The following is a 26672-nucleotide window of genomic DNA, read 5'->3' as shown; positions in this document are numbered from 1 at the left end:
GTGGAGTCATGTTGACTGTCAATCCAGGACTCGCCGGTGTCGTCGCGTTCGACACCGAGATCGCCGAACCGGACCGCGACGGCGGCTCGCTCCGCTACCGCGGTGTCGACATCCGTTCCCTGGCCGCCCACGTCTCCTTCGCCGACGTCTGGGGGCTGCTCGCCGACGGCGGTTTCGACCAGCCGCTGCCGCCGGCCGAGCCGCTGACGCTCCCGGTGCGCTCCGGCGACGCCCGCGCCGACGCGCAGGCCGCGGTGTCGCTGCTGGCCCCCCGGTGGGGCCTGCGCCAGCTGATCGACATCGACGACGCTCGGGCGCGCGACGATCTGGCCCGTACGTCGGCGATGGTGCTGTCCTACGTCGCCCAGGCCGCCCGAGGCACCGCGGCACCGGTCCCGCAGCGCCTCGTCGACGCCGGCCGCAACGCCACCGAGCAGTTCCTGATCCGCTGGCGGGGCGAGCCGGATCCCCGGCACGTGGCCGCCCTCGATCGCTACTGGGTGTCCGCCGCCGAGCACGGGATGAACGCCTCCACGTTCACCGCCCGCGTCGTGGCCAGCACCGGCGCCGACGTGCCGGCCTGCCTGTCCGCGGCGATCTCGGCGCTCTCCGGCCCGCTGCACGGCGGCGCGCCGGCCCGGGTGCTCGGCATGATCGAGGCGGTGGAGCGGTCCGGCGACGCCGCCGGTTACGTCCGGAGCGTGCTGGACGCCGGGCAGCGGCTGATGGGGTTCGGTCACGCGGTCTACCGGGCGGAGGACCCGCGCGCCCGGATCCTGCGGGACGCGGCGTTCGAACTGGGCGCGCCGCGTTTCGAGGTGGCCCGCGAGCTGGAGCTGGCCGCGCTCGCCGAGCTGCGCGAGCGCAAGCCGGACCGGGTGCTCGAGACGAACGTGGAGTTCTGGGCGGCGGTGGTGCTGGACTTCGCCGGGGTGCCGGCCGAGCTGTTCACGTCGCTGTTCACCTGCGCGCGTACGGCCGGCTGGAGCGCGCACGTGCTGGAGCAGAAGCGCCTCGGGAAGATCATCCGACCGTCCGCCGACTACGTGGGGCCGGGCGCGCGGGAGGCCGCCGAGGTGCCCGGCTGGGCGGCCGCGGTGCACCGCAACCGATGAGCGCCGTCGACTTCGGGCGCACGGCGGCGGACTACGCGCGGCATCGGGCCGGCTTCCCGCCGAGCCTGGTGCGGCGGCTCGCGGCGTACGGCGTGGGCGGCCCCGGGCAGGCCGTCCTCGACCTGGGAACCGGGACCGGCAGCCTGGCTCGCCTGTTCGCGCTGGGCGGCGCGGCGGTGACCGGCCTGGACCCGGCCGGGCCGCTGCTGGACCGGGCCCGCCTGCTGGACCGCGAGGCCGGCGTGGACGTCACCTACGTCGTCGGCGAGGCCGAGCGCACCGGGTTGCCGGACGCCGCCTTCGACGTGGTCAGCGCCGGCCAGTGCTGGCACTGGTTCCGCGCCGGCGAGGTGGCCGCCGAGGCCCGCCGGCTGCTGCGGCCGGGCGGCCGGATCGTGATCGCGCACTTCGACTGGCTGCCGTTGCCGGGCAGCGTGGTCGAGGCCACCGAACGCCTGATCCTGGCGCACAATCCGGCCTGGTCGCTGGCCGGCGGCACCGGTCTGCACCCGCGCTGGCTCACCGACTTGCGCACCGCCGGGTTCACCGGGGTGGAGACGTTCTCCTACGACGTCGACGTCCCGTACACCCGGGCCGGCTGGGTCGGCCGGATCCGGGCCAGCGCCGGGGTGGCGGCCAGCCTCCCGGCGCCCGAGGTCCTGCGGTTCTCGGCGGCGCTGACCGCCCTGCTGGCCGACCGGTTCCCGGCCGAGCCGCTCGCCGTCCCGCACCGGGTGTGGGCGGTGGTGGCCACGAGCTGACGGTCAGGAGGCGAGGGTGGCGTACCGGCCGCCCTCGGACAGCAGCGAGTCGTGGGTGCCCGACTCCAGGATCCGGCCGTGGTCGATGACCACGATCTGGTCGGCGTCGCGGACCGTCGACAGGCGGTGCGCGATGGTGACCGTGGTGCGGCCGCGCGACAGCTCGTCGAAGGCCTGCTGCACGGCCCGCTCGGTCTCGGTGTCCAGCGCGCTGGTCGCCTCGTCGAGCACCAGGATGCGCGGGTCCCGCAGCAGCGTGCGGGCGATCGCGATGCGCTGCTTCTCTCCGCCGGAGAAGCGGTGCCCGCGCGAGCCGACCATGGTGTCGTAGCCGTCCGGCAGGGAGGCGATCAGCGGGTGGATCTGCGCGGCCCGGGCAGCCGCGACGATCTCCTCGTCGGTGGCGTCCGGCTTCGCGTAGCGCAGGTTCTCCCGGATCGTGGCGTGCAGCAGGTAGGTCTCCTGGCTGACCACGCCCACGATGTCCGACAGGTCGGCGAGGGAGAGGTCGCTGAGCGGGACCCCGTCGATGGTGACCCGCCCGGACGTCGGGTCGTGCAGCCGGGCGATCAGGGCGGCGATGGTGCTCTTGCCGGAGCCGGTCTCCCCCACCAGCGCGAGGGAGGTGCCCGGCGGGACGTCGAGGTTCACCCCGGCCAGGGCGGCGGCGGTGCTTCCGTCGTACGCGAAGGTGACGTCCTCGAACCGCAAGTGGCCGCGCACCTCGCTCAGGCGGACCGGATGCACCGGGTCGGCGATCTCGACCGGCAGGTCGAGGTATTCGAAGATCCGGGCGAACAGGGCGAGCGAGCTGGTCATCGTCACACTCACGTCGAGCAGGCTCATCAGCGGGCGGAACAGGTTGCCCTGCAGCGCGGTGAAGGCGACCAGGGTGCCGATGCTCATCCCGACGGCGGCGAACGGCAGCCCGGCGGCCAGGTAGATGGTCGCCGGGATGACCGCGAAGATCACGCTCATCGCCGCCATCCGCCAGCGACCGGCCAGCTCGGAGCGCAGCTCCAGGTCGATCAGCCGGGTCGACGAGGCGGTGAACCGCTCGACCTGGGCGGCGCCCGCGCCCATCGTCTTGCTGAGCTGGATGCCGTTGATCGACAGCCCCTCCTCAATGATCACGTTGAGCTCGGCCAGTTCCCGCTGGCGCTCGGTGGTGATCTGCTGGCGCATCCGGGCGACCCGGCGGGTCAGGTAGATCGCCGGCGGCAGCACGACCAGCGAGATCAGGGTGAGCTGCCAGGTCAGCGCGACCATCGCGACCACGGTGGCGACCACCGTGGTGAGGTTGGCCGCGATGCTGGTGGCGGTCGAGGTGACCACTGCCTGCATGCCGCCGATGTCGTTGGTGATCCGGGACTGCACCTCGCCGGTGCGGGTCCGGGTGAAGAAGCCGACCGACTGCCGCTGCAAGTGCCGGAAGACGTCGATGCGCAGCCGGTGCATCACCCGCTGGCCGACGGTGGTCGAGATCCAGGTCTGCACCACGCCGAGCACCGAGGTGATCGCGGCGACCACGATCATGCCGAGCACCAGCCAGGACAGCAGGCGCAGGTCGCTCTGCGGCAGGGCGACGTCGATGATCTCGCGAAGCAGGAACGGCGTCGCCATGCCGAGCACCGACGACACCACGATGATCGCCACGACCAGCGCGAGCTGCCGGCGGTGACCGATGAAGAGCGCGCCGACGCGGCGCAGCGAAACCGTGCGGGCCTGCGCCCGCTCCGCCGGGGTCACGGTGCGTCCCGCGCCCCGGCCTAGTCCTCCAGCCAAGAGCAGAAACCTTTCTCGTACGCGATAAGCTGAGGTTACCTCAACATGAGGGAGCAACGGTAATCGCTGTTACCTTGTTCCCGTGGAGGAAGAGTCACTGCACGAGGCGTTCTGGGCGGTCAGCCGGCGGCTGCGGGAGCACGCCAAGCGCGAGATGGAGCCGTGGGGCATCGCCCCGTCCCAGTTCCGCGCGCTGAACGTGCTGCTCGGGCACGGCGAGATGCGGCTCAGCACGCTCGCCGAGCATCTCCGGATCGCCCCGCGCTCGGCCACCGAGGTGGTCGACGACCTGCAGCAGCGGGGGCTGGCCGAGCGCCGGCCGGATCCGGCCGACCGGCGGGCGACGCTGGTCGCGCTGACCGATCAGGGGCGGGCTACCGGGGAGGGGGTCCGGGGGGCTCGGGCGGCGGCCAGTGAGCGGTTGTTCAGCACGCTGTCGGCGGAGGATCGGGCGGAGCTGGGGCGGATCCTGCGCAAGCTCGCCTGAGCCGGGGGGTCAGTGGGCGGTGGCGGTTCCGGGTCGGCCAGGCCTGGTCGCTGATGGTCACGGCCGGTGGGTTCGCCGAGCCAAGCCGCCGGCGGTCATCGCCGGTGGGTTCGCCGAGCCAAGCCGCCGGCCGTCACGATCAGCGGGTTCACCAAGCCAAGCCGCCGGCCGTCACGATCAGCGGGTTCACCAAGCCAAGCCGCCGGCCGTCACCGCCGGTGGGTTCGCCGAGCCCGGCCGCCGGCGGTCATCGCCGCAACCGCCACCCACGATCCGCGACTGGTCACCGCCCGGGGCGCCAAGCCCGGCCGCCGACGGTCATCGCCGCAACCTACTGCCCGTGACTGGGTTACCGCCCGGGCGCCAAGCCCAGCCGCCGACGGTCACTGTCCCGGCCGCCACCGCACGGCCCGCGACCGATCACCGTGGGGGCGCCAAGCCCGGCCGCCGACGGTCACCGTCCCGGCCGCCACCGCACGGCCCGCGGCCGATCACCGTGGGGGCGCCAAGCCCGGCCGCCGACGGTCACCGTCGCGGCCGCCACCCGAGGCCCGTGAGTGGTCGCGGTGGGGCGCCAAGCCCGGCTACTCCAGGTCACCGTGGCAGCCGCCACCCGAGGCCCGTGAGTGGTCGCGGTGGTCCGGGTTGCGATCCGCGATCCGGATTGCTGTCCGCAGGTGCCCGAGGAGCCCCCGATCCCGGTACGCCGAAGCCCTCCGCCAGCGCCAGCCACGGTCCGTGGCTGGCACTCACGGTGGTATCCGGGCCCCGGACACCACCACCACAACCAGCCGAGCACTGCCGGCTGGCACTCACGGTGGCATCCCAACCCCCGACACCACCACCACAACCAGCCGAGCACTACCGGCTGGCACTCACGGTGGCATCCCAACCCCCGACACCACCACCACAACCAGCCGAGCACTACCGGCTGGCACTCACGGTGGCATCCCAACCCCCGACACCACCACCACAACCAGCCGAGCACTACCGGCTGGCACTCACGGTGGCATCCCAACCCCCGACACCACCACCACAACCAGCCGAGCACTACCGGCTGGCACTCACGGTGGCATCCCAACCCCCGACACCACCACCACAACCAGCCGAGCACTACCGGCTGGCACTCACGGTGGCATCCCAACCCCCGACACCACCACCACAACCAGCCGAGCACTACCGGCTGGCACTCACGGTGGCATCCCAACCCCCGACACCACCACCACGACCAGCCGGGGACTGCGGCTGGCGCTCGCGGTGGTATCGACGGTTCGGTGGGTCAGAAGCGGCGGCGCAGGGCGGGGCGGAACAGGACTGCGGCACAGGCCGCGGAGGCGCCCAGGACGAGCAGGACCACGTACAGACCGGCCGGGACGGCGACGATCGAGGTGGCGCTCAGCACGCCCAGGCCCAGCAGGAAGACCAGGCACCAGATCACGGTGACCCGGGCGGCGTAGCCGAGCGCGTCGCGGGCCAGCACGGCCCGCTCGTCGACGCGGCCGCTGGGTCCGACGCGCATCGACTGGGCGAACTCGTCGGCGGCCTGGGCCAGTGACGACGCGTCCACCACGGACCGCATGGCGATCTCGAAGAGGGCCAGCGCGCGGTGCGCGCCCTGGTGGCCGGGTTCCAGGGCGAGCGCCCGGTTGATCGACTCGCGGGCGCTCAGCGGGCGGCCGGCGGCGAACAGCGCGCGGCCGTGGCTGACGTGCAGGTCGGCGTCGTAGCCGGCCAGCTCGACGGCGATCCGCAGGCCGTCGAGGGCGTCGCCGACCCGGCCGGCCGCGAGCTGGGCCTGGGCGAGCCGGTTGTGCAGGCGCGGGTTGCCCGGGTCCTGGCGGCAGGCGGCGGCCGCGGCGTCGATCGCCTCGCGGTGCCGGCCCAGCTCGGTGGCGGCCCGGCTGAGCCAGTACAGCGTCTCCGGGCCGTGCGGGTCGAGCTGCCAGGCCGCGGTGGCCGAGCGCAGCGCACCGTCCGGGTCGCCCATGTCCAGGTGCGCGCGGGCCATCCGGTGCCAGGCGTCGACGTTCTCGGGTTGCCGGCCGACGATCGGCGCGAGCAGGTGGGCGGCGTTCTCCGCACGACCGCGGGCGAGCAGGTCGTCGGCCTGGGAAAGCAGGGGCTCGGTTCGCACGAGCCTGTTGATCGGCTCGGTCCGGGCCGACTTTGGCGAACCACGTGTTGCGGCCCGGTTGCGTCTTTACGAGCGCAGCTCGTCGCGGTAACCGGTCAGCGCGTCCACCATGCCCTGCACGAACCGTTCCACCACCTGCAGCTCGGCCACGTCGAACCGGGCCATCACCTCGTCGGTACGCGGCGCGAGCGGGGTGAAGAACGCCTGGGCGAGCGCCATCCCGGTGTCGCCGTACCGCAGGTGGACCACCCGGCGGTCGTTGCTCTCCCGGAGGCGGCGCAGGTGCCCGGCCCGCTCCAGGCGGTCGATCATCGCGGTGGTGGCCCCGGAGGAGAGCCCCATCACCTCACCCAACCGGCCCGGGGTCAGCGGCGCGCCGGCCCGCTCGGCGTGCATCACCGCGAGCAACGCGTGCAGGTCGGGACCGTGCAGCTGGTTGCGCCCGGCGAAGGCGTGCCCGATGTGATTGGCCTCGCTGGCGTACGAGTTGAGCAGGTCGACGAGCCGGGAGCGCAACCGCTGCCGTTCCGCCGTTGGGTCTTTCAGGTCCTCCACGAGGGTAAGTGTTGCAGATCCCACCCATGTGGGTAAGAATCTCGACTATAGAGATTCTTTACCTTGGAGGATTCATGAGACGCGCATGGGCGTCCCTGCTCCTGGCACTGGTGCTGGGTGGCCTGGTGATCGGCCTCGCGGGGTCGACCAGGGTCACCAATGACCCGAACGCGTCGCTGCCGTCGTCGGCCGAGTCCACCCGGGTGGCTCAGCTGCAGAAACAGCTGCCGTCCGGGCGGACCAACGCCGCGCTGGTGGTGGTCGCCAAGGACGGCCGGGCGCTCACCGACGCCGATCTGGCCGCCGTCACGCCGCTCGGCCGGCCGATCGTCAGCCAGGACCGGAAGGCCGCGATCATCTCGGTGCCGCTGCCGGCCGACCTCTCCTCCGACGAGACGATCAAGCAGGTCGCCGACCTGCGCGCCAAGGCGCGGCAGGGGCTGCCGGCCGGGGTGACCGCGCAGGTCACCGGCGGCGCCGGGTTCACCGCCGACCTGGCCGACAGCTTCACCGGGGCGAACACCCGGCTGCTGCTGGTCACCGTGGTGGTGGTCGCGGTGCTGCTGCTGATCACCTACCGCAGCCCGCTGCTCTGGCTGGTCCCGCTCGCCGTGGTCGGGCTCGCCGACCGGGTCAGCACCGGCGTCATCGCGCTGATCTCCCAGCACACCAGCCTGCCGGTGAGCGGCTCCACCACCGGCATCGTGACGGTGCTGGTGTTCGGCGCCGGTACCGACTACGCGCTGCTGCTGATCTCCCGTTACCGCGAGGAGTTGCACGGGCACGAGGACCGGTTCGAGGCGATGCGCCGGGCGCTGCGCGGCGCCGGGCCGGCCATCGCGGCCAGCGCCGGCACGGTGATCCTCAGCCTGCTCACCCTGCTGCTGGCCAGCCTGGAGAGCAACGTGTCGCTGGGTGTCACGGCGGCCGCCGGCGTCGCGGTCGCCGCGCTCTTCGCGCTGCTGGTGCTGCCGGCCGCGCTGGTGGTCTGCGGGCGCGGGCTGTTCTGGCCGTTCGTGCCGCGGGTCGGTCGGGCCGGCGTCGAGGCGGAGAAGGGCGTCTGGGCCCGGGTCGGCCGGGCGGTCGCCCGCAAGCCGGTCGCCGTCACCGTCGTCTCGATGATCGTCCTGGGCGTGCTGTCGGCCGGCGGCCTCGGCACCCGGCTCGGCCTGTCGCAGACCGAGCAGTTCCGGGTCAAGTCCGAGTCGGTGGCCGGCTTGGAGACGCTGTCGAAGTACTTCCCGGCCGGGGCGGCCAGCCCGACCGTGGTGCTGACCAGCCCGGAGCGGGCCGACGCGGTGCTGGCCACGGTGTCCCGCACGGAGGGGGTGGCGCAGGCCCGGATCGCCGAGCGCGACGACACCCAGGCCGGCATCCAGGTGATCCTGGACGCGGCGCCGGACACCGGCGCGGCGTTCGACGCGATCCGCGCGCTCCGGGAGAATCTCGGGGACACCGCGCTGGTCGGTGGCAGCGTGGCGACCAGCCTGGACACCCGCGACGCCACCCGGCACGACCTGCGGGTGATCGTCCCGGTGATCCTGCTGGTGGTGCTGCTGGTCCTGGTGGTGCTGCTGCGGGCGCTGGTCGCGCCGCTGCTGCTGATCGTCACGGTGATCGTCAGTTTCCTGGCCGCGCTCGGCGCCGGCTCGTTCCTGTTCGGCCACGCGCTGGACAACCAGGTGCCGCTCTTCTCCTTCCTGTTCCTGGTCGCGCTCGGCGTGGACTACAACATCTTCCTGGTCACCCGGGCCCGCGAGGAGGCCGGCAAGCGCGGCACCCGGGACGGCATGGTGCACGCCGTCGCGGTCACCGGTGCGGTGATCACCAGCGCCGGCATCCTGCTCGCCGCGGTCTTCGCGGTGCTGGGCGTGCTGCCGGTGATCACGCTGACCCAGATCGGGGTGATCGTGATGATCGGCGTGCTGCTGGACACCCTGCTCGTGCGTACCGTGCTGGTGCCGGCCCTGGCCACCATCCTCGGTGACCGGTTCTGGTGGCCCGGCCGGCTGCCCGCCGCGGCGCAGCGCGGCGCCGCGGCGAAGAACCCGGAGCCGATCGGCGCCTAGCGTGCGGCGGACGGGACACCGGCGAACGGGATCGCCGCGGGGCTGGTGTCCCTCTCCCCCGCCGGGTGCCGCCAGAGGCCGCGGCGGCGCAGCTCGGGCAGCACACCCTCGCCGAACCAGTACGCCTCCTCCAGGTGCGGATATCCGGAGAGGATGAACTCGGAGATGCCCAGCGCGGCGTACTCCTGCAGCCGGTCGGCGACCTCGGCGTGGCTGCCGACCAGGGCGGTGCCGGCGCCGCCGCGGACCAGCCCGATGCCGGCCCACAGGTTCGGCGAGACGACCAGGCCGTCGCGGTTGCCGCCGTGCAGGTCGAGCATCCGGCGCTGGCCCTCCGACTCGCTGCGCCGCAGGCCGGCCTGCACCGTCGCGATGTCCCGCTCGGAGATGTTGCGCAGCAGCCGGGCCGCCTCGGCCCAGGCCTCCTCGGCGGTGTCCCGGGTGATCACGTGCAGCCGGATGCCGAACCGCATGTCCGGTTTCAGGCCGCGGATCCAGGCCAGCTTCTCGGCCACCTGGGCGGGCGGCTCGCCCCAGGTCAGGTAGACGTCGGCGAAGGAGGCGGCGACCGGGCCGGCCGCCGGCGACGAGCCGCCGAAGTAGATCGCCGGCGGCACCTCGGGCACCCGCGCGAGACGCGCCCCCTCGACCTGGAGATAGGTGCCGTCGAAGGTCACCGGCGAACCGCGCAGCAGCGGCCGGACGATGCCGAGGAACTCCGCGGTGCGGGCGTAGCGCGCGTCCTTGTCCAGGAAGTCACCGAACTGGCGCTGCTCGCTGGACTCCCCGCCGGTCACCACGTTGAGCAGCAGCCGCCCGCCGGAGAGCCGCTGGAACGTGGCGGCCATCTGCGCGGCCAGGGTCGGTGAGATCAGCCCCGGCCGGAACGCGACCAGGAACTTGAGCCGCTCGGTGACCTCGGTCAGCATCGCCGTGGTCAGCCAGGCGTCCTCGCACCAGGCGCCGGTCGGGGTGAGCGCGCCGACGAAACCGAGCTGCTCCGCGCCGCGCGCGATCTGGCCGAGGTAGCCGATGGTCAGCGGCCGCACCCCGCCCGCCGAGCCGGCCGGCGTGCCGTGCCCGCCGCCGACGATGTCGCGGCTGTCGCCGTTGGTGGGCAGAAACCAGTGGAAGTCCATCCGCGGAGACTACCCACAAGTCCCATCGGCTCGATAGGATGCCCCCCATGATCGATGAGGCTGCGTACGACGAGGCCCGACTGCGCGACTGGCTGGCCGGCCGGGCCCGGGGATTCTCCCGCCGCGACCTGTTCGCCCTGGCCGCGGCCGTCGGCGCGGCGGGTGCCGCGGGTACCGCCGGCCTGCCGCCGAGCCCGGCCACGGCCGCCGGGTCGCCGATCGTCAAGCCGCTGCCGCCGGAGCTGTTCCGGATCCTCGGCACCAACGCGGAGACGAGGTGGTCGGCGCTGAGGGATCAGGGCTACCTCGTCCCGATCGACCGCTTCTTCGTGCGCAACCACACCAGCACGCCGATCATCGACGCCGCGACCTGGAGCCTCGAGGTCGCCGGCTCCGGCCTGCGCGGCGCCGCCGCCCACTTCACCCTGCGCGACCTGCGCCGCCTGCCGGCGGAAACCCACACGGTCACCGTCGAGTGCGCCGGCAACGGCCGCGGCTACTACAGCTCGCAGCAAGGCCAGACCGTTTCCGGTACGGCCTGGGGCCTCGGCGCCGTCGGCGTGGCCCGCTGGCGCGGCGTCCGCCTGTCCACAGTGCTGCGCCGCGCCGGGATCCGCCGCGACGCTGTCGACGTGCAGCCGAGCGGCCTGGACCCGGACTACGTCACCGGCGGCGTGGACCTGGGCCCGGTCCGCCGCCCTTTCCCGATCGCCAAGGCCTTCGACGACGTCCTGCTGGCCTACGAGATGAACGGCGAGCCGCTGCCCGCCGACCACGGCTACCCGGTCCGGGTGATCGTCCCGCACTGGGTGGGCATCGCCAGCATCAAGTGGGTCGGGCGGATCGAGGTGTCCGCCGAACCGCTCTTCTCTCCGTGGAACACCCAGTGGTACCGGTTGTTCGGTCCGGAATTCCCCGCCGAGGGGCAGCCGTTCGACCGGCAGGTGATCAAGAGCGCGTTCGAGCTGGAGGCGGGGACCACGTTCGCGGCCGGCCGCCGGACGACGCTGACCGGCCGGTCCTGGTCGGCCGGTGGGCCGATCCGCAAGGTCGAGGTGAGCACTGACGGCGGCGCCACCTGGCGGCGCGCCCGGTTCATCGGGCCGTCGCGGGAGGGCGCCTGGCAGCGCTGGGAGCTGGACTGGCGGCCCGCCGCCGGCGCCCACGAACTGCTGGCCCGGGCCACCGACGTGCACGACACCACCCAGCCCGAGGTGGCCCGCTACAACACGCTGGGCTACCTGTTCGACGCCGTGGTGCGAGTGCCGGTCAGCGCCGCCTGAAGCGGGCGCGGGCCGGGGCTTGTGCCCCGGCCCGCGCCCGTCTCACTCGGTACTCGCACGTCTCACTCAGGACTTGAAGGCGTCCTTGATCTTCTCGCCGGCCTGCTTGAGGTTCGAGCCGGCCTGGTCGGCCTTGCCCTCGGCCTCGAGCTGCTCGTCGTCGGTGGCCTTGCCGACGCCTTCCTTGACCTTGCCGCCGATCTCCTCGGCCTTGTTGTCGACCTTGTCGTCGAAAGCCATCGCACACCTCCGGGGGCTACTGGTCTCTGTCTCGTCCTGGTGATACCCGCCCCCGGCTCATCCGTAACGCATGAGGCCGGATCGGTCGCCGCGCCGGATGCTGGCCTCATGCCGGACTTCCCGCTCATCGCCGACCACGGGCTGATCGGTGACCTGCAGACCGCTGCGCTGGTCGCCACCGACGGCACCGTCGACTGGTTCTGCGCGCCGCGCTTCGACTCGCCCAGCGTCTTCGGGGCGCTGCTGGACTCCGAGCGCGGCGGCCACCTCACCACCCGCCCGGCCGCGCCCACGTTCACCGCCAAGCAGCTCTACCTGCCGGACAGCGCGGTGCTGGTCACCCGATTCATGACCGACACCGGGGTCGGCGAGATCGTCGACTTCATGCCGATCTCGGACAGCACCACGGCGACCGACCGGCACCGGCTGGTCCGGCTGATCCGCTGCGTGCGCGGGGAGATGGCCTTCGCGGTGCACATCGCGCCGCGGTTCGGGTATGGGCGCGACCCGTTCCGGACCCGGGCGAGCGATCAGGCGGTGCTCTTCGAGACCGATCGGGAGGCGCTTACCGTACGCCTGATCCGCGAGCCGTTCGAGGAGCCCGGCCGGTCGTGGGTGGACGCCGACGGTGACGTGCGGGCCGAGCTGCGGCTGCGCGCCGGCCAGCGACGCGGCCTGGTGCTGGAGACCGGGCCGGCCGGCCAGCTGACCCAGTTCCCGCTGGCCGAGGCGCTGCGGCTGCTCGACCAGACGGTGGATTTCTGGGAGTCCTGGCTGGGCGGCTGCACGTACCAGGGCCGCTGGCGGGAGATGGTGCACCGGGCGGCGATCACCATCAAGCTGATGACCTACGCGCCGACCGGTGGCCTGGTGGCCGCGCCGACCGCGGCACTGCCCGAGCAGGTCGGCGGCGAGCGCAACTGGGACTACCGCTACACCTGGGTACGCGACGCCTCGTTCTCGGTGTACTCGCTGCTCTCCCTCGGCTTCACCGACGAGGCGGCGGCGCTCGGCAGGTGGCTGCGCGACCGGGTGCACGAGCGCGACGAGAAGGGCGACCACGGCCCGCTCAACATCATGTACCGGGTCGACGGGTCGAGCGACCTGGTCGAGGAGCTGCTGCCACACTGGTCCGGCTACCGCGGCTCGAGCCCGGTCCGGATCGGCAACGGCGCGGCCGGGCAGTTGCAGCTGGACATCTACGGCGAGGCGATGGACAGCATCTACGTGGCACAGCGCAACGGCCTGGCGCCCGGGCACGAGGGCTGGCTGGCGATCCGGGACATGCTCGACTGGGTGTCGCGCAACTGGTCGCAGCCGGACGAGGGGATCTGGGAGACCCGCGGCGGGCGGCAGGACTTCACGTACGGGCGGCTGATGTGCTGGGTGGCCCTGGACCGCGGGCTGCGGATGGCCGCCGAGCACGGCCGTCCGGCGCCGCTGGACGAGTGGCGGCGGCAGCGCGACGCGATCTACGACGAGATCATGGAGCGCGGCTGGAGCCCGGCCCGGCAGGCGTTCCGGCAGCACTACGACACCAACGTGCTGGACTCGTCGCTGCTGCGGATGCCGACGGTCGGGTTCATCACCCCGCACGACCCCCGCTGGCTGTCGACGCTGCGGGCGATGGAGGACGAGCTGGTCACCGACAGCCTGGTCTACCGGTACGACCCGGCCGCCTCCCCGGACGGCCTGCGCGGCGCGGAGGGCACCTTCTCGCTGTGCACGTTCGCCTACGTCACCGCGCTGGCCGGCGCCGGTCAGCTGGACAAGGCCCGGGTCACCTTCGAGAAGATGCTCACCTACGCCAACCACCTCGGTCTCTACTCCGAGGAGATCGGGCTGACCGGTGAGCAGCTCGGCAACTTCCCGCAGGCGTTCACCCACCTGTCGCTGATCGACGCCGCCGTCACCCTGGACCGGCAGCTGGACCGGTTCCCGCGCGCCGCCGCCCGGCGGCACACGGTGCTGCCCGCCGCACGCCTCGGGGACGCCGCACCCGCCTGAGTTATGGTGAGCGCTCAGACCAGGGAGCGTGCATGCCGTCGAGGAAGCCGAGCAGCGCCTCTGCAAAAACTTTCAAAAGCGGCAAGCCGACCTCAACCGACGTGGCCAAAATGGCCGGTGTGTCGCGTTCCGCGGTGTCGTTCGCCTTCAACAACCCGCAGCGGATCTCGACGGCCACCCGGGAGCGGATCCTCGCGGTCGCCGACCAGCTCGGGTACACGCCGAACACCCTGGGCCGGATGCTGCAGGCCGGCACCACCAACTCGATCGGGGTGCTGCTGCCGCAGGGTCTCGCCCAGATCCTGGAGAACCCGTACTACGCGCGGTTCCTGATGGGCACCGGGCAGGTGTGCGACCGGGAGGGTTACACCCTGCTGCTGACGCCGCCGCTGCAGGACTCGGTGCTCAAGGCGATCCCGTACGCGGCGGTGGACGGGTTCGTGGTCTGCGGGCTGGAGATCGACCGCGGCGAGGTGGCCGAACTGGATCGGCGCGGCATCCCGTTCGTGCTGATCGACTCGGACCGGCACGAGGGCGCCCCGCACGTCGAGGTGGACGACCGGGGCGGGGCCCGGGACGTGGCGCGCTACCTGCTGGAACTCGGGCACCGGCGGCTCGCGGTGCTGTCCATCGGGCCGCGGCCGGCGGCCGACGCCGGGCATCGGGGACCCCTGGCCCGGCGGCTGGCCGGGATCACCGACGCGCTCGCCGAGGTGGGGATGACCCTCGACGACGTGCGGCTGGCCGAGGCGCCAGTGACCCGGGCCGACGGCTACAAGGCGACGAAAACCCTGATGTCCGGCCCGGAGCCGCCGCCCACCGCGATCCTGGCGCTCTCCGACATCCTCGCCTACGGGGCGGTCGACGCCCTGCGGGACCTCGGCGTCGACGTCCCCGGCGAGGTCTCGGTGACCGGTTTCGACGACCTGGCCGAGTCCGCCTGGTTCCGCCCCCGGCTGACCACGGTCCGGCAGCCGATCGTGACCAAGGGGCGGATGGCCGCCGACTTCCTGATCTCCGCCATCCGCGGCGAGGACCAGCACCCGCACCAGATGCTCGGCACCTCGTTGATCGTGCGGGAGTCAGCGACAAATCCGGCATAAGCCAACGCTGCAAGAACTTGCTGAAAGAAATCATCCGCCGGGCTATGTAACACGTGTTAGTTGCCTGCTACCGTTCCTCGCCATGACAGATCAATTGGTCGCACCGCCCACCGTCGAGGCGCCGCCGGCTTCCTGGTGGCGCAACGCGGTCATCTACCAGATCTACCCGCGCAGCTTCGCCGACTCCAACGGTGACGGCATCGGTGACCTGCCGGGCATCAGCAGCCGTCTGCCGTACCTCAAAGATCTCGGCGTGGATGCGGTCTGGCTCTCCCCGTTCTACGCGTCGCCGCAGGCGGATGCGGGTTACGACGTCTCGGACTACCGGACCGTCGACCCGATCTTCGGCACCGTCGCGGACGCCTCCGAGCTGATCACCGGGGCGCACGCGCTCGGCCTGCGCGTGATCGTCGACCTGGTACCCAACCACTCCTCCGACCAGCACGAGTGGTTTCAGAAGGCGATCGCCGAGGGCCCCGGTTCGCTGTTCCGCGAGCGCTACCACTTCCGCCCCGGCAAGGGCGAGAACGGCGAGCTGCCGCCGAACGACTGGCCGTCCATCTTCGGCGGACCGGCCTGGACCCGGGTCGCCGACGGCGAGTGGTACCTGCACCTGTTCGCCCCCGAGCAGCCCGACTTCAACTGGGACCACCCGGCGGTCCGTGACGAGTTCAAGACCATCCTGCGGTTCTGGCTCGACCTGGGCGTCGACGGCTTCCGGGTGGACGTGGCGCACGGCATGGTCAAGGAGGCCGGCCTGCCGGACGTCGGCGCGGACGCCGAGTGGCACCTGCTCGGCGTCGGCGAGAGCCCGTGCTTCGACCGGGACGGCGTGCACGAGATCTACCGCTCGTGGCGGCAGATCCTCGACGAGTACCCCGGTGAGCGGATCGCGGTGGCCGAGGCCTGGGCGCCGAACCTGGCCCGGGTCGCCAACTACGTCCGCGACGACGAGCTGCACCAGGCGTTCAACTTCAGCTACCTGGGCACCGCGTGGAACACGCACGAGCAGCGTCAGATCATCGACGCCTCCCTCGAGGCGATGAGCGCTGTCGGCGCGCCGACCACCTGGACGCTCTCCAACCACGACGTGGTCCGGCACACCACCCGGCTGATGCAGACCGCCGAGGGCGAGGTGGCCGGCCGCAAGGCGGTCGCCGTCGACGAGGCGGCCGGGCTGCGCCGGGCCCGGGCGGCCAGCGCGCTGATGCTGGCGCTGCCCGGTTCGGCCTATCTCTACCAGGGCGAGGAGCTGGGCCTGCCGGAGGTCCTGGACCTGCCGCCGGAGGTACGTCAGGACCCGGCGTTCCACCGGGCGACCGGGCAGGACGGGTACCGCGACGGCTGCCGGGTGCCGATCCCGTGGAGTGGTGACGTGGCGCCGTACGGCTTCGGCCCGGAGGGCGGCGCCAGCTGGCTCCCGCAGCCCGCGTCGTGGGCGAAGCTCAGCGTGGCCGCGCAGGCCGACGTCCCCGACTCGACGCTGGAGCTGTACCGCAAGGCGCTGGCGGTGCGCCGCGGCCACCCGGCGCTCCAGCCGATCGACAACCTGCGCTGGGTGACGGCGCCCGCCGGGGTGCTGGCGTTCGACCGGGTGGTCGAGGGCGCGCCGGTGTTCCGCTGCACCGTCAACATGAGCGACCAGCCGGTCGCCGTCGGCCGGCCCGGCGAGCTGCTGCTGGCCAGCGGCCCGGTCGAGGGCGGCCCGGACGAGGTCGTGCTGCCGCCGGACACCACCGTCTGGTGGTCGATCCCGAGCTAGATCCATCCCTCCCACCCGCGGACGGTGCGGGTGGGCGGGCGATGCGGGCGTGACACGGACCGGGGGGCACGTGTCACGCCCGCACTTTCTCTCAGCTCACGCTCGCGCCCACCGATCAGGCACATGACCTGAAGGCGGTGGAGCATGCGATCGGTGGACGGAACGGCGCGTACTGCCGGGCGCGTGCTGATCCTGGCGGTCGTCTGGGCGGTGCTGAGCGTCCTGCTCGGGGTGGCCGGCCTGCTCGGTGACGCGCCACCGGCCTGGTTGCTCTGGCCGGCCGGGATCGCCGCGGCCGGCACCGCCGGCTACGCCGCCCTGGTCGCCGCCGCGTCGGCCGGCGAGGGGATGGCCCGCCGGTTCTGGCAGCGCCTCGCCGCCGCCGTCGGCCTGCTCACCCTGGGCACCGTCGGTCACGGGCTGGCCACCGCCCTGGCCGGGCACCCCACCTCGATGAACGCGGTCAGCGCGACCTGCTACCTGGGCTCGGTGGCCGGTATCGCGTACGCGATGGTGCGCCTGCCGCACCCGCCCCGCTCGTGGCGGGCCAGCCTCGCCATGTACCTGGACATCGCCGTGGTCGGGGTGGCCGCCGCGCTGGTCACCACCCACTTCCTGTGGAGCTTCCCGGTGCCGCTGCCGGGCGGCCCGGACGGCCCCGGCGGGCATCCGACACCCGGGCTGGCCGCCGGCCTGATGCTGATCGTGCTGGTCACCGCGATCACCGCGGTGGTCGCCGTGGTCCGGGTCGGGATCACCGGCGCCGGCCCGGTGCACGGCCCGGCGCTCTGGTACCTGGCCCCGCTGGGCCTGCTCGCCCCGGCCTGCTGGCTGATCTACCCGGTCGTCGAGGACCACCCGCACCTGAGCGTCACCGCGATGGCGATGCAGCCGCTCGGGGTGCTGTTCGCGCTGGCCGCCCGCTCGCAGGTCCGCTACGCCGGCCGGCCGCCCCGCGCGGTCAGCGCCCGCTGGGTACGCCGGTGGCGCCGGATCAGCGTGGTGCCGTACGCCGCCGTCGCGATCACCGTGGGCATGCTGGTCACCGTCACCCTGCACCTGGGTTACCTGCCGCCCGGCCTGGCCGGCGGCTCGGTCGTGCTGATCACCCTGGTGGTGATCCGCCAGCTCGCCGCCCTCTCCGACAACACCGACCTGCTGGACCGGCTCGAGGAGCAGGCCAACCACGACGACCTGACCGGCCTGCCGAACCGCCGGATGTTCGCCGCCACCCTGCAGGCCCGCACCGCGCCGGCCGTTGTCGCCGTCTGCGACCTGGACGGTTTCGGCACCCTCAACGACCGGCTCGGCGACGAGCGCGGCGACGAGTTGCTGCGCGCCGCGGCGACCCGGCTCACCGAGACGTTCGGCCCGGACGCGTTCGTGGCCCGGCTGCTCGGCGACGAGTTCGGCGTGCTGATCGACGGCGACCAGGAGCACCTGGGCGAGCGCCTGATCCGGGCGTTCCGCATGCCGCTGCGGGTGGACGGCCACGACCTGCTGGTCACCGCGACCGTCGGGGTGGCGGCCGGCCGCGACGAGGCGCTGCCCGACCTGCTGCGCCGCGCCGAGCTGGCGCTCAAGGCGGCCAAGCGGGCCGGCGCGAACCGGTACGCCGAGCACACCGCCGAGCTGGACAGCACCGCGCAGCACGACGCCGACCTGGCCGCGGCGCTGCGCCGGGGCCTGGACATGGGCGAGTTCCGCCTGGTCTACCAGCCGATCGTGGAACTGCCCGGCGGCCGGATCACCGGGGTCGAGGCGCTGGTCCGCTGGCATCCCGCGGGCGGCGACCCGGTGTCGCCGGCCGAGTTCATCCCGGTCGCCGAGCAGACCGGGCTGATCCTCGACCTCGGCCTCTGGGTGATCGAGACGGCCTGCGCCGACGCGTCGCGCTGGCAGCTGCGGCACGGCAAGGACGCGCCCCGGGTCAACATCAACGTCTCGGCCCGGCAGCTGCTCGACCCGGACCTGCCGGACCAGGTCGCCTCGACCATCGCCCGCTACGGCCTGGACCCCGACAAGATCACTCTGGAGATCACCGAGACGTCGGTCTTCGGTGGCGGCGCCGCCCTGAGCACCGTCCACGAACTGCGCGACCTCGGGGTCGGGGTGGCCCTGGACGACTTCGGCACCGGCCAGTCGTCGCTCACCCTGCTGCGCACCTGCCCGGTCACCACCCTCAAGGTGGACAAGTCGTTCATCGACGAGCTCAACGGCACCGCCGAGCAGGAGGCGATCGCCACCTCGCTGAGCACCATCGCGGCCACCCTGGGCCTGCGCGCGGTAGCCGAGGGCGTGGAGACCCAGGCCCAGGCCGCTCGCCTGGAGGCCCTCGGGTACCGCTACGCCCAGGGCTACTTCTTCGCCAAGCCGGGCCCCGCCGCCCTGATCGACAAGGCCTTGGAATCCGCCGCGGTCCCCGACTGAAAGACCTTTACGGTACGCCCGCAGCACCGTCCCGCCCGAGCCCGCCGCGAGGCCGCCCCCGCCCCCGGCCCAGCCGCGCCCGCCCCCGGCTGGCCCTCACGGTGGTCTCCACGCCCCCGACACCACCCTCACGACCAGCCAGCCGAAACGCACGGCCACACCCGGCCCAGGGCTGGTCACCACGGTGGTCTCCACGCCGCCGAGACCACCGTGGGGACCAGCCGCGGGCGGGACGGGGCTCCGGGCGTACCGGAAAGGGGTGTCAGGCGGGGGCGCGGTCCCGGATCGCGTGGCCGACCTCGGCGCGCAGCGCGGCGAACTCCGGTGAGCCGCGCAGCTCGCCGGCCGGGACGCCGGTGCGGGGCAGGTCGATCGGCAGGTCCAGGGCGATCCGGCCGGGACGCGGGGTGAGCACCACGACCCGGCTGCCGAGGAAGACCGCCTCGTCGACGCTGTGCGTGACGAACACGCAGGTACGCCCGGCGGCCGTGCTGACCTGGCGCAGGTCGTCCTGCAGCCGTTCCCGGGTGAGCGCGTCCAGGGCCGCGAACGGCTCGTCCAGCAGCAGCAACGGATTCTCGACGGCGAGCGCCCGGGCGATCGCCACCCGCTGCTGCTGGCCACCGGAGATCTGCCAGGTGCGCCGCCGCGCGACGTCGTGCAGGCCGACCCGGGCCAGCAGCTCGTCCACCCGGGCCGGGGTGGCCGGCTGCCCGGCGTAGCGCAGCGCGAGCGCGATGTTGCCGCCGACCGTCTTCCACGGGAACAGGCGCGGCTGCTGGAAGACCAGGCCCGCCCCGCGTCCCGGCACCGGCGCCGCGCCCGCCGTGCGGACCGTGCCGGTGGTCGGCTGCTCGAAGCCGGCGACCAGGCGCAACAGCGTGCTCTTGCCGCAGCCGGACGCGCCGACCAGCACCAGGAACTCGCCGGCCGGCACGGTCAGGCCGACCGGCCCGACAGCGGTGACGTCGCCGTAGGAGCGGGTCACCGCGTCGAGCACGACAGCGGGTTCAGCCGAGGACACCGGGCAGGCCCTTGACGTAGATCGCCTTCCGCACGTCGGCGAGGGCCGGCACGGCGTCGATCTTCTGCTGCGCCTCGAGGAACTCGGCGGCGCTGACCAGGTTGTCGGCGAGCTTGCCGACGCTGCCCTCGGTGCCCAGCCACTCCGGCGACGAGAGGTCCGCCGGCTTCAGGAAGACGCCCTGCTTGAGCTGGTGGAGCGCGTCGCCGGCCGGGAGGTTGAGCTCGGCGCCGACCGCCCGGGACGCGGCCGCCGGGTCGTTCGCGATCAGGTCCAGGGCCTGCGCCTCGGCCTTGCGCCAGGCGTCGACCGCCTCCGGGTGCGCCTGCGCGAACGGGGTGGCGACCACGCCCAGGTCGAGGGTGGGCTTGCCGGCCGTGGCCAGCTGGCGGCTGCTGATCAGCACCTTGCCGGTCTTCTCGATCTCGTCGAGGACCGGCAGCCAGGTGTACGCCGCGTCCAGGTCACCACGGGCCCACGCGGCCTGGATGTCCTGCGGCTCCAGGTCCACGATGTCGACCTCGGACTCCTTGACGCCGGCCTGGTCGAGCGCGGCCAGCAGGCTGTAGTGCGAGGTGGACGCGAACGAGGTGGCCACCTTCTTGCCCTTGAGACCGGCGACGCCGGTGATGCCGCTGCCGTCGCGGGCGACCAGTGCCTCGTTGTCGCCGGCGACGTCCAGCACGAAGGCGACCTGGTAGGGGATGTTCAGCGGCGCCGACAGCCCGCGCGCGACGGGGCTGGACCCGATGGCCGCGATGTCCAGGCTCTTCGCCACGAAGGCCGTGTTGATCGACGCCCCGGAGTCGAACTTGGTCCAGGTGATCTTGTAGTCGGGCAGCGCCTTCTCCAGCAGCCCCTGGTTCTTGACGATCAGGTCGCCGCTGGGGAAGGCCTGGTAGGCGATCCGGATCGACTTGCGCGAGGCGTCGCCGCCCCCGGCGGCCGCGCCGTTACCGCAGGCGGCGAGCAGAAACATGCTGACGACGGCGAGAATTCTCTTCATTGATCGTTTCCTTCAACTAATGCCGCGCCACGGGATCAGCTTGTCCGCGGCGATCCGCAACAGGGCGTCGATGAGCAGGCCGGAGAGGCCGATGGCGAACAGGCCGAGCACCACCACGTCGGTCTGCGAGTAGCGCTGCGCGTCGCGGATCATGCCGCCGATCCCGGGCACCCCGTTGATCGTCTCGGCGGCCACCACCGACGAGTACGCGACGCCGACCGCCAGCCGGATCCCGGTGAAGATCTCCGGCAGCGCGCTGGGCAGCACCACGTCCCGGATCGTCCGCCAGCGCCCGGCGCCGAGCGCCCGGGCCGCCTCGACCAGCCCGGCCGGCGCGCCGTGCACGGCGGCGGCGGTGGCCACCGCGACCGGCGGCAGCGCGGCGATCGAGAGCAGCCACAGCTTCGGCGTCTCGTCGATGCCGAACCAGATGATGAACAGGCTGAAGTAGGCCAGCGGGGGCAGCGCCCGGACGAAGGTGACCACCGGCTCGGCGATCACCCGCAGCCAGGCGACGGTGCCGAGCAGCACGCCGGCGATCAGGCCGCCGGCCACGCCGATGGCCGAGCCGATCACGATCCGCCGCAGGCTGACGCCGAGGTGCTCGACGAGCAGATGGCCGCTGTAGCCGCGGACGCCGTCGTGGGTGGTCGAGGTGAGGACGAGCTGCCGCCAGACCGCGCCGGGCGACGGGATGAAGGCCGGGTTGCCGACCGAGCGCGCGGTGATCTCCCAGAGCACGCCGAGTGCGAGCAGCGCCAGCAACCGCAGGGCGATGCGGCGGCGCAACCCACCGCCGGGCGCGAGCGCCGGCGTGGCGGCGCTCTCCGGCGCGGCGGCCGGGGCGAGCAAGGTGGTCACGGGGAACTCCAGGCAGAGGTACCGGGCAATGCCCAGTATTCCTATCGTGCCGATGGAGTTAATGGCAATACCGGGGTGCCGTCGTCCCGCCCCCTGGAATCAGGCCGCCGGGCTCACCGCGGGTCGGCGGTCAGCACGTGCCGGCAGGCTTGGACGGCCGAGGTGAGCGGCCGGTCCCGATGATGGATCAGGCCGATCGGCGGGTGGGCCGGTGCCGCGTGCAGCTGCCGTACGGTGATCGCCGGCCCGTCCGGTCCCTCCGCCACCGAGCGGGCCAGCAGCGCCACCCCGAGACCCGCCGCGACCAGCTCCCGGATGCTCTGCGGGCTGTGCGTCTCGAACTGCACCCGCGGCGTGAACCCGGCGGTCCGGGCCGCGTCGTCCAGGATCCAGCGCAGTCCGCTGCCCTCCGGCAGGCAGACGAACGCCTCGTCGCGGAACTCGCCGAGGGTGAGCCGCCCGGTCCCGCTCAGCGGATGCCCGACCGGCAGCGCGAGCACCAGCTGCTCCTCGACCAGCGGCAGCGCCTCGAACCGGGCCGGCAGGTCGGCGTGCACCGGGCCGATCACCAGGTCCACCTCGCCGCCGTCGAGCGCACCGAGCAGCCCGGTGATCAGCCCGGACCGCAGCCGCAGCGCGATGCCGGGGAACCGGTCGTGGAACCGGGCCAGGGCGCGCGCCAGGTCGTACGGCCCGAGCACGGCGGTGGCCCCGACGCTGACCCGCCCGGTGACCACCGTGGTGATCTCGCCCATCTCCAGCCGGGCGCCGTCCAGCTCGGCGAGCACCCGGCGGGCCCGCGCCACGAACATCTCCCCCGCCGGGGTCAGCGCGACCCGGCGCGTGGTGCGCGCGAACAGCGTCACGCCCAGCTCCGTCTCCAGGGCGCGGACCTGCGCGGAGACCGCCGACTGGGCGACGTGCAGCCGCTCGGCGGCCCTGGTGAACCCGCCGTACCGGGCGACCGCCTCCACGTAGCTGAGTTGTCGAAGCTCCACCGGTTCATCGTGCCGCACGATGAATGCCATCGTGCATGTGTCTTGGACATATCAATCCGGCGGGATCAGGCTGGACGCATGTTCACCACGCGCATCGGGCTGGGCTGCATGGGGTTCTCCCAGGCGTACGGCCCGGCCGACGACGAGCAGTCGATCCTCACGATACGGGCGGCGCTGGACCACGGCGTCACTCTGCTGGACACCGCCATGAGCTACGGCGCCGGCCACAACGAGCGGCTGGTCGGTCGCGCCATCGCCGGTCGCCGCGGCGAGGCCGTGCTGGCCACCAAGTTCGGCATCGTCCGCGGCCCGGACGGGGTGCGCCTGGACGCCCACCCGGACCGGGTCCGCGACTACTGCGACGCCTCCCTGCGGCGGCTCGGCGTCGACGTGATCGACCTCTACTACCTGCATCGGATCGATCCCACGGTGCCGATCGAGGACACCGTCGGGGCGATGGCCGCCCTGGTCGCCGCCGGCAAGGTCGGCCGGCTCGGGCTCTCCGAGGTCGATCCGGCCTCCTTCGCGCGGGCCGCCGCGGTGCATCCGATCGCCGCGGTCCAGCTGGAGTGGTCCCTCGCCTGGCGGGAGCCGGAGCGGGACATCATCCCGGCGGCCCGGGCCGGCGGTGCCGCGATCGTCGCCTACAGCCCGCTCGGCCGCGGACTGCTGACCGGTGCGCTGCCCGCCGGGCCGTTCGAGCCCGGCGACTTCCGGGCCGGCGACCCCAGGTTCGCCGGGGAGACGCTGGCGGCCAATCTCACCGTCGTCGAGGCGTTGCGGTCCACCGCTTCGGCGTACGGCGTGAGCCCCGGTCAACTGGCCCTCGCCTGGCTACTGGCCCAGGGCGACGACGTCGTCCCGATCCCCGGGACCCGCGACCCGTCCCGGATCGCCGCGAACGCGGCCGCCGCCGAGCTGGTGCTGCGCCCCGCCGACCTGGCCTTTCTCGACGGGCTGGCATGGCACGGCGACCGCCGCTCGTTCGCCGCCTATGGAACCTCCCGATCCACCTGATCCATGATCGGAGGCATGTCCTTCGATCCGATCATCGCCGGCTTCCACCCCGACCCGACCGTGTGCCGGGTCGGCGACGACTACTACCTGGCGACCTCGTCGTTCGAATACGTCCCCGGCGTGCCGCTGTTCCACAGCCGGGACCTGACGTCGTGGCGGCGGATCGGGCACATCCTGACCCGCCCCGAGCAGCTCGACCCGGACGAGCTGACCCCGTCCCGGGGCATCTTCGCACCCACCCTGCGGTACCACGACGGCCGCTTCTGGATGGTCACCACGAACACCAGCCGGATGATGTCCGGGCAGCTCATCGTGCACGCCACCAACCCGGCCGGCCCGTGGAGCGACCCGGTGTACGTGCCCGGCGCGCTGGGCATCGACCCGGATCTGGCCTGGGACGAGGCCGGCGACTGCTACCTGACCTACGCCAGTTACGGGATGCGGGCGCCGGCCGGCATCACCCAGGTGCGGATCTCACCGGCGACCGGCGCCGAGCTCAGCGAGCACTACCCGGTGTGGCAGGGCACCGGCCTGGCCCACCCCGAGGGCCCGCACCTCTACCTGATCGACGGCACCTGGTACCTGATGCTGGCCGAGGGCGGCACCGAACGCGGCCACGCGGTCACCATCGCCCGCGGCCCGGGCCCGGCCGGACCGTTCACCGCCTGCCCGGCCAACCCGATCCTGAGTCACCGCAGCACCGGGCACCCGGTGCAGAACACCGGGCACGCCGACCTGGTCCAGGCCGCCGACGGCGGCTGGTGGGCGGTGCACCTCGGGGTCCGGCCGCGCGGCACGACGCCGCACTTCCACGTGCTGGGCCGGGAGACGTTCCTGGCCCGGGTCGACTGGGCGGACGGCTGGCCGGCGCTGACCACCGTCTCCCGGCCGGGCGGTCCGGCCGACCACTCGTTCGGCGTGACCGACGGCGTGTTCGACTCGCGCTGGGTGGCGCCAGGCGCGGACCCGGCCGCGATCGCCGCGCCGCATCCGGAGGGCGGCGCGCTGTTGCGGTCCGCCGATCTTCTTTGCGTACGCGTCACCGACCGGTCCTGGACCGCCACCGCCACCTTCGCCGGTCCCGGGCGTCTCGTGCTGCGCCTGGACCACCGCCACTGGTACGCCCTGCACGTGTCGGACGGCGTGGCCACCGCGATCGCCCGGATCGGGGACCTGGAACAGGTGGTCGGCACCGCCCCGGCCGGCCCGCTGCGGATCTCCGCGGTGGCCCCGGCCGGCGACGACAGCGCCTCGGCGTCCGGCCCCGACGACATCGTCCTGTCGGCGGCCGGCACCGAGCTGGCCCGGCTCGACGGCCGCTACCTGTCCACCGAGGTGGCCGGCGGCTTCACCGGGCGGATGCTGGGCATCGGGACGCTGGGGACGTCCGAGACACGCCTGGTCTCGTTCACCTACCGCGGCGAGGGCTGAACGAGCGCCACCCGGCGCGACGCTGCCCGCCGTACCAAAATCCGCTTTCAGACGGTCAGCTCGTGGAGGTGATGCTCGGCCCACTCGCGCAGCCCGCGCAACGGGACGGTCAGGCTGCGGCCGACGGCGGTCAGCTCGTATTCCACATGCAGCGGCACCGCCGGGTAGACCGTGCGGGTCAGCAGGCCGGCGTCCTCCATCCGGCGCAGGGTCTGGGTCAGCACCTTCGGGCTGATGCCCTCCAGGTGCCGCTGCAGGGCGCCGAAGCGCAGCGGCCCGGACTCGAGCGCACCGACCGCCAGGGTGGTCCACTTGTTGGCGATCAGGTCGAGCAGGCCGCGGCAGGGACACAGCGCGGCGAAGACGTCGTGCTTGTCGTGCTCGCCGGTGGCGCAGGTGACAGTCATCCGACCTCCTTGGTTACCAAAGGATAGTAGCCTCCCTTGCGGGTAACTACCGTCGCCGGGATAGCTTCGGCGACGTGCGAGACAACATGCGAGCAGTGACACAGCAGGAGTTCGGTGGGCCCGAGGTGCTCCGGATCGCCGAGGTGCCGATCCCCGAGCCGCTGCCCACCGAGGTGCGGGTGCGGGTGATCGCGGCCGGGGTCAACCCGGTCGACCACAAGACCCGGGCCGGCGCCGGGATGGCCGGGGTGCTCGGGGAGCCGCCGTTCATCCTCGGCTGGGACGTCTCCGGGGTGGTGGAGAAGGTCGGCTTCGGCGTGCACACCCTCGCCGTCGGCGACGAGGTCTACGGGATGCCCTGGTTCCCCCGGCAGGCCGGTGGCTACGCGGAGTTCGTGACCGCGCCGTCCCGGCAGTTCGCCCGCAAACCGGCCAGCATCGGGCACGCCGCGGCCGCCGCGGTGCCCCTGGCCGCGCTGACCGCCTGGCAGGCGCTGACCGCGGCCACCACGATCACCGCCGGCCAGCGGGTTCTGGTGCACGCGGCGGCCGGCGGGGTCGGGCACTTCGCCGTGCAGTTCGCCAAGCACCTCGGGGCGCGGGTGATCGGCACCGCGCGCGCCGAGAAGCACGACTGGCTGCGCTCGCTCGGCGCGGACGAGCTGATCGACTACACCACCACCCGGTTCGAGGAGGTGGCCAAGGACGTCGACGTGGTCCTCGACCTGGTCGGCGACGAGGACACCGGGGTGCGCTCGGTGGCCGCCCTGGCGCCGGGCGGGCTGCTGATCGCCGTACCGTCCGGGGTCTCCGCCGCGGTGTCGCAGGCCGCCGAGCGGGCCGGGGCACGGGCCATCGGATTCCTGGTCGAGCCGGACGGGCCGGCGCTGGCCGAGATCGCCGCGCTGATCGACGCCGGGCGGGTGCACGTCGAGGTCGCCGGGGTGTTGCCGCTGGCCGAGGCCGGCGAGGCGCACCGCCGGCTGGCCACCGGGCGGACCCGGGGCAAGCTGGTCCTGGAGATCTGAGTCGGCTCGCCGGGTGGGCGTACCGGAAAG

22 protein-coding genes are annotated in these 26672 nt (G+C 73.1%); 12 read left to right on the top strand and 10 right to left on the bottom strand.

Going from position 1 to position 26672, the window contains the following annotated elements; translation table 11 throughout:
- Positions 1-8: 8 nt before the first annotated feature.
- Both Actob_RS12700 and Actob_RS12695 read left to right on the top strand, forming a co-directional pair.
- The gene (locus Actob_RS12700; protein ID WP_284920352.1) at positions 9-1115 is read left to right on the top strand and encodes a citrate synthase 2; all 1107 of its coding nucleotides are present in this window, start codon (positions 9-11) and stop codon (positions 1113-1115) included.
- Entirely contained in the window at positions 1112-1876 is a 765-nt protein-coding gene (locus Actob_RS12695; protein ID WP_284920351.1) for a class I SAM-dependent methyltransferase, read from the top strand. Before Actob_RS12700 ends, Actob_RS12695 begins: the two co-directional genes overlap by 4 nt.
- Before the next feature lie 3 nt (positions 1877-1879).
- On the opposite strand, the gene Actob_RS12690 is transcribed toward Actob_RS12695, so the two are convergent.
- Positions 1880-3625 (bottom strand): ABC transporter ATP-binding protein, encoded by a 1746-nt coding sequence (locus Actob_RS12690; protein ID WP_284922302.1) that lies wholly within the window; start codon positions 3623-3625, stop codon positions 1880-1882.
- Positions 3626-3743: 118 nt separating this feature from the next.
- On the opposite strand from Actob_RS12690, the gene Actob_RS12685 reads away from it, so the two are divergent.
- Complete coding sequence (locus Actob_RS12685) at positions 3744-4148, top strand: MarR family winged helix-turn-helix transcriptional regulator (RefSeq protein WP_284920349.1); 405 nt, start codon at positions 3744-3746, stop codon at positions 4146-4148.
- A 1279-nt stretch (positions 4149-5427) separates the two neighbouring features.
- Here Actob_RS12685 and Actob_RS12680 read toward each other — a convergent pair.
- Together Actob_RS12680 and Actob_RS12675 are read right to left on the bottom strand one after the other, a co-directional pair.
- On the bottom strand, positions 5428-6282 hold the full coding sequence (locus Actob_RS12680) for a tetratricopeptide repeat protein (RefSeq protein ID WP_284920347.1): 855 nt from the start codon (positions 6280-6282) through the stop codon (positions 5428-5430).
- A gap of 66 nt (positions 6283-6348) precedes the next feature.
- Positions 6349-6837, bottom strand: coding sequence for a MarR family winged helix-turn-helix transcriptional regulator (locus Actob_RS12675; RefSeq protein WP_284920346.1), 489 nt, complete (start codon positions 6835-6837; stop codon positions 6349-6351).
- 74 nt (positions 6838-6911) lie between these two features.
- Between Actob_RS12675 and Actob_RS12670 the strand changes: the two genes are divergently transcribed.
- Positions 6912-8906 (top strand): MMPL family transporter, encoded by a 1995-nt coding sequence (locus tag Actob_RS12670; RefSeq protein ID WP_284920345.1) that lies wholly within the window; start codon positions 6912-6914, stop codon positions 8904-8906.
- Here the strand turns inward: Actob_RS12670 and Actob_RS12665 are convergent.
- Positions 8903-10045, bottom strand: a complete 1143-nt coding sequence (locus Actob_RS12665; RefSeq protein ID WP_284920344.1) for an LLM class flavin-dependent oxidoreductase — start codon at positions 10043-10045, stop codon at positions 8903-8905. The genes Actob_RS12670 and Actob_RS12665 overlap by 4 nt on opposite strands.
- 47 nt (positions 10046-10092) lie before the next feature.
- Here Actob_RS12665 and Actob_RS12660 point away from each other — a divergent pair, with 47 nt between their 5' ends.
- Complete coding sequence (locus tag Actob_RS12660) at positions 10093-11328, top strand: sulfite oxidase (RefSeq protein WP_284920343.1); 1236 nt, start codon at positions 10093-10095, stop codon at positions 11326-11328.
- A gap of 66 nt (positions 11329-11394) precedes the next feature.
- Here Actob_RS12660 and Actob_RS12655 read toward each other — a convergent pair whose 3' ends face one another.
- Positions 11395-11568: a CsbD family protein gene (locus tag Actob_RS12655; RefSeq protein ID WP_284920342.1), complete on the bottom strand. Its 174-nt coding sequence runs from the start codon at positions 11566-11568 to the stop codon at positions 11395-11397.
- A gap of 108 nt (positions 11569-11676) precedes the next feature.
- Here Actob_RS12655 and Actob_RS12650 point away from each other — a divergent pair, with 108 nt between their 5' ends.
- The 4 genes from Actob_RS12650 (at position 11677) to Actob_RS12635 (ending at position 18870) form a co-directional block, all read left to right on the top strand.
- The gene (locus Actob_RS12650; protein WP_284920341.1) at positions 11677-13575 is read left to right on the top strand and encodes a glycoside hydrolase family 15 protein; all 1899 of its coding nucleotides are present in this window, start codon (positions 11677-11679) and stop codon (positions 13573-13575) included.
- Between the two features lie 110 nt (positions 13576-13685).
- Positions 13686-14678, top strand: coding sequence for a LacI family DNA-binding transcriptional regulator (locus Actob_RS12645; protein WP_284920340.1), 993 nt, complete (start codon positions 13686-13688; stop codon positions 14676-14678).
- An 82-nt stretch (positions 14679-14760) separates the two neighbouring features.
- On the top strand, positions 14761-16440 hold the full coding sequence (locus tag Actob_RS12640; protein ID WP_284920339.1) for a glycoside hydrolase family 13 protein: 1680 nt from the start codon (positions 14761-14763) through the stop codon (positions 16438-16440).
- Positions 16441-16584: 144 nt separating this feature from the next.
- On the top strand, positions 16585-18870 hold the full coding sequence (locus Actob_RS12635) for a putative bifunctional diguanylate cyclase/phosphodiesterase (RefSeq protein ID WP_284920338.1): 2286 nt from the start codon (positions 16585-16587) through the stop codon (positions 18868-18870).
- A 262-nt stretch (positions 18871-19132) separates the two neighbouring features.
- Here the strand turns inward: Actob_RS12635 and Actob_RS12630 are convergent, their stop codons facing one another.
- The 4 genes from Actob_RS12630 to Actob_RS12615 form a co-directional block, all read right to left on the bottom strand.
- On the bottom strand, positions 19133-19894 hold the full coding sequence (locus Actob_RS12630; protein WP_284920337.1) for an ABC transporter ATP-binding protein: 762 nt from the start codon (positions 19892-19894) through the stop codon (positions 19133-19135).
- Positions 19881-20900, bottom strand: coding sequence for a taurine ABC transporter substrate-binding protein (locus tag Actob_RS12625; RefSeq protein WP_284920336.1), 1020 nt, complete (start codon positions 20898-20900; stop codon positions 19881-19883). The genes Actob_RS12630 and Actob_RS12625 overlap by 14 nt, the downstream gene beginning before the upstream one ends.
- A gap of 12 nt (positions 20901-20912) precedes the next feature.
- Complete coding sequence (locus Actob_RS12620; RefSeq protein ID WP_284920335.1) at positions 20913-21761, bottom strand: ABC transporter permease; 849 nt, start codon at positions 21759-21761, stop codon at positions 20913-20915.
- Positions 21762-21874: 113 nt separating this feature from the next.
- Positions 21875-22759 carry a LysR family transcriptional regulator gene (locus Actob_RS12615; RefSeq protein WP_284920334.1) on the bottom strand — a complete coding sequence of 295 codons (885 nt, stop codon included), beginning with the start codon at positions 22757-22759 and terminating at the stop codon, positions 21875-21877.
- 78 nt (positions 22760-22837) lie between these two features.
- Here Actob_RS12615 and Actob_RS12610 point away from each other — a divergent pair, with 78 nt between their 5' ends.
- Entirely contained in the window at positions 22838-23776 is a 939-nt protein-coding gene (locus Actob_RS12610; RefSeq protein WP_284920333.1) for an aldo/keto reductase, read from the top strand.
- A gap of 15 nt (positions 23777-23791) precedes the next feature.
- Positions 23792-25207, top strand: a complete 1416-nt coding sequence (locus Actob_RS12605) for a glycoside hydrolase family 43 protein (protein WP_284920332.1) — start codon at positions 23792-23794, stop codon at positions 25205-25207.
- A 47-nt stretch (positions 25208-25254) separates the two neighbouring features.
- On the opposite strand, the gene Actob_RS12600 is transcribed toward Actob_RS12605, so the two are convergent.
- A complete protein-coding gene (locus Actob_RS12600; RefSeq protein WP_284920330.1) occupies positions 25255-25614 on the bottom strand; it encodes a winged helix-turn-helix transcriptional regulator in 360 nt (119 codons plus the stop codon).
- A gap of 86 nt (positions 25615-25700) precedes the next feature.
- Here Actob_RS12600 and Actob_RS12595 point away from each other — a divergent pair, with 86 nt between their 5' ends.
- Positions 25701-26642 (top strand): NADP-dependent oxidoreductase, encoded by a 942-nt coding sequence (locus Actob_RS12595; RefSeq protein ID WP_284920328.1) that lies wholly within the window; start codon positions 25701-25703, stop codon positions 26640-26642.
- Positions 26643-26672 lie beyond the last annotated feature (30 nt).

It is taken from the genome of Actinoplanes oblitus (assembly GCF_030252345.1).
In the GTDB taxonomy this organism is placed as follows: Bacteria; Actinomycetota; Actinomycetes; order Mycobacteriales; family Micromonosporaceae; genus Actinoplanes; species Actinoplanes oblitus.
This window is presented reverse-complemented; position numbering and strand designations above follow the sequence as displayed.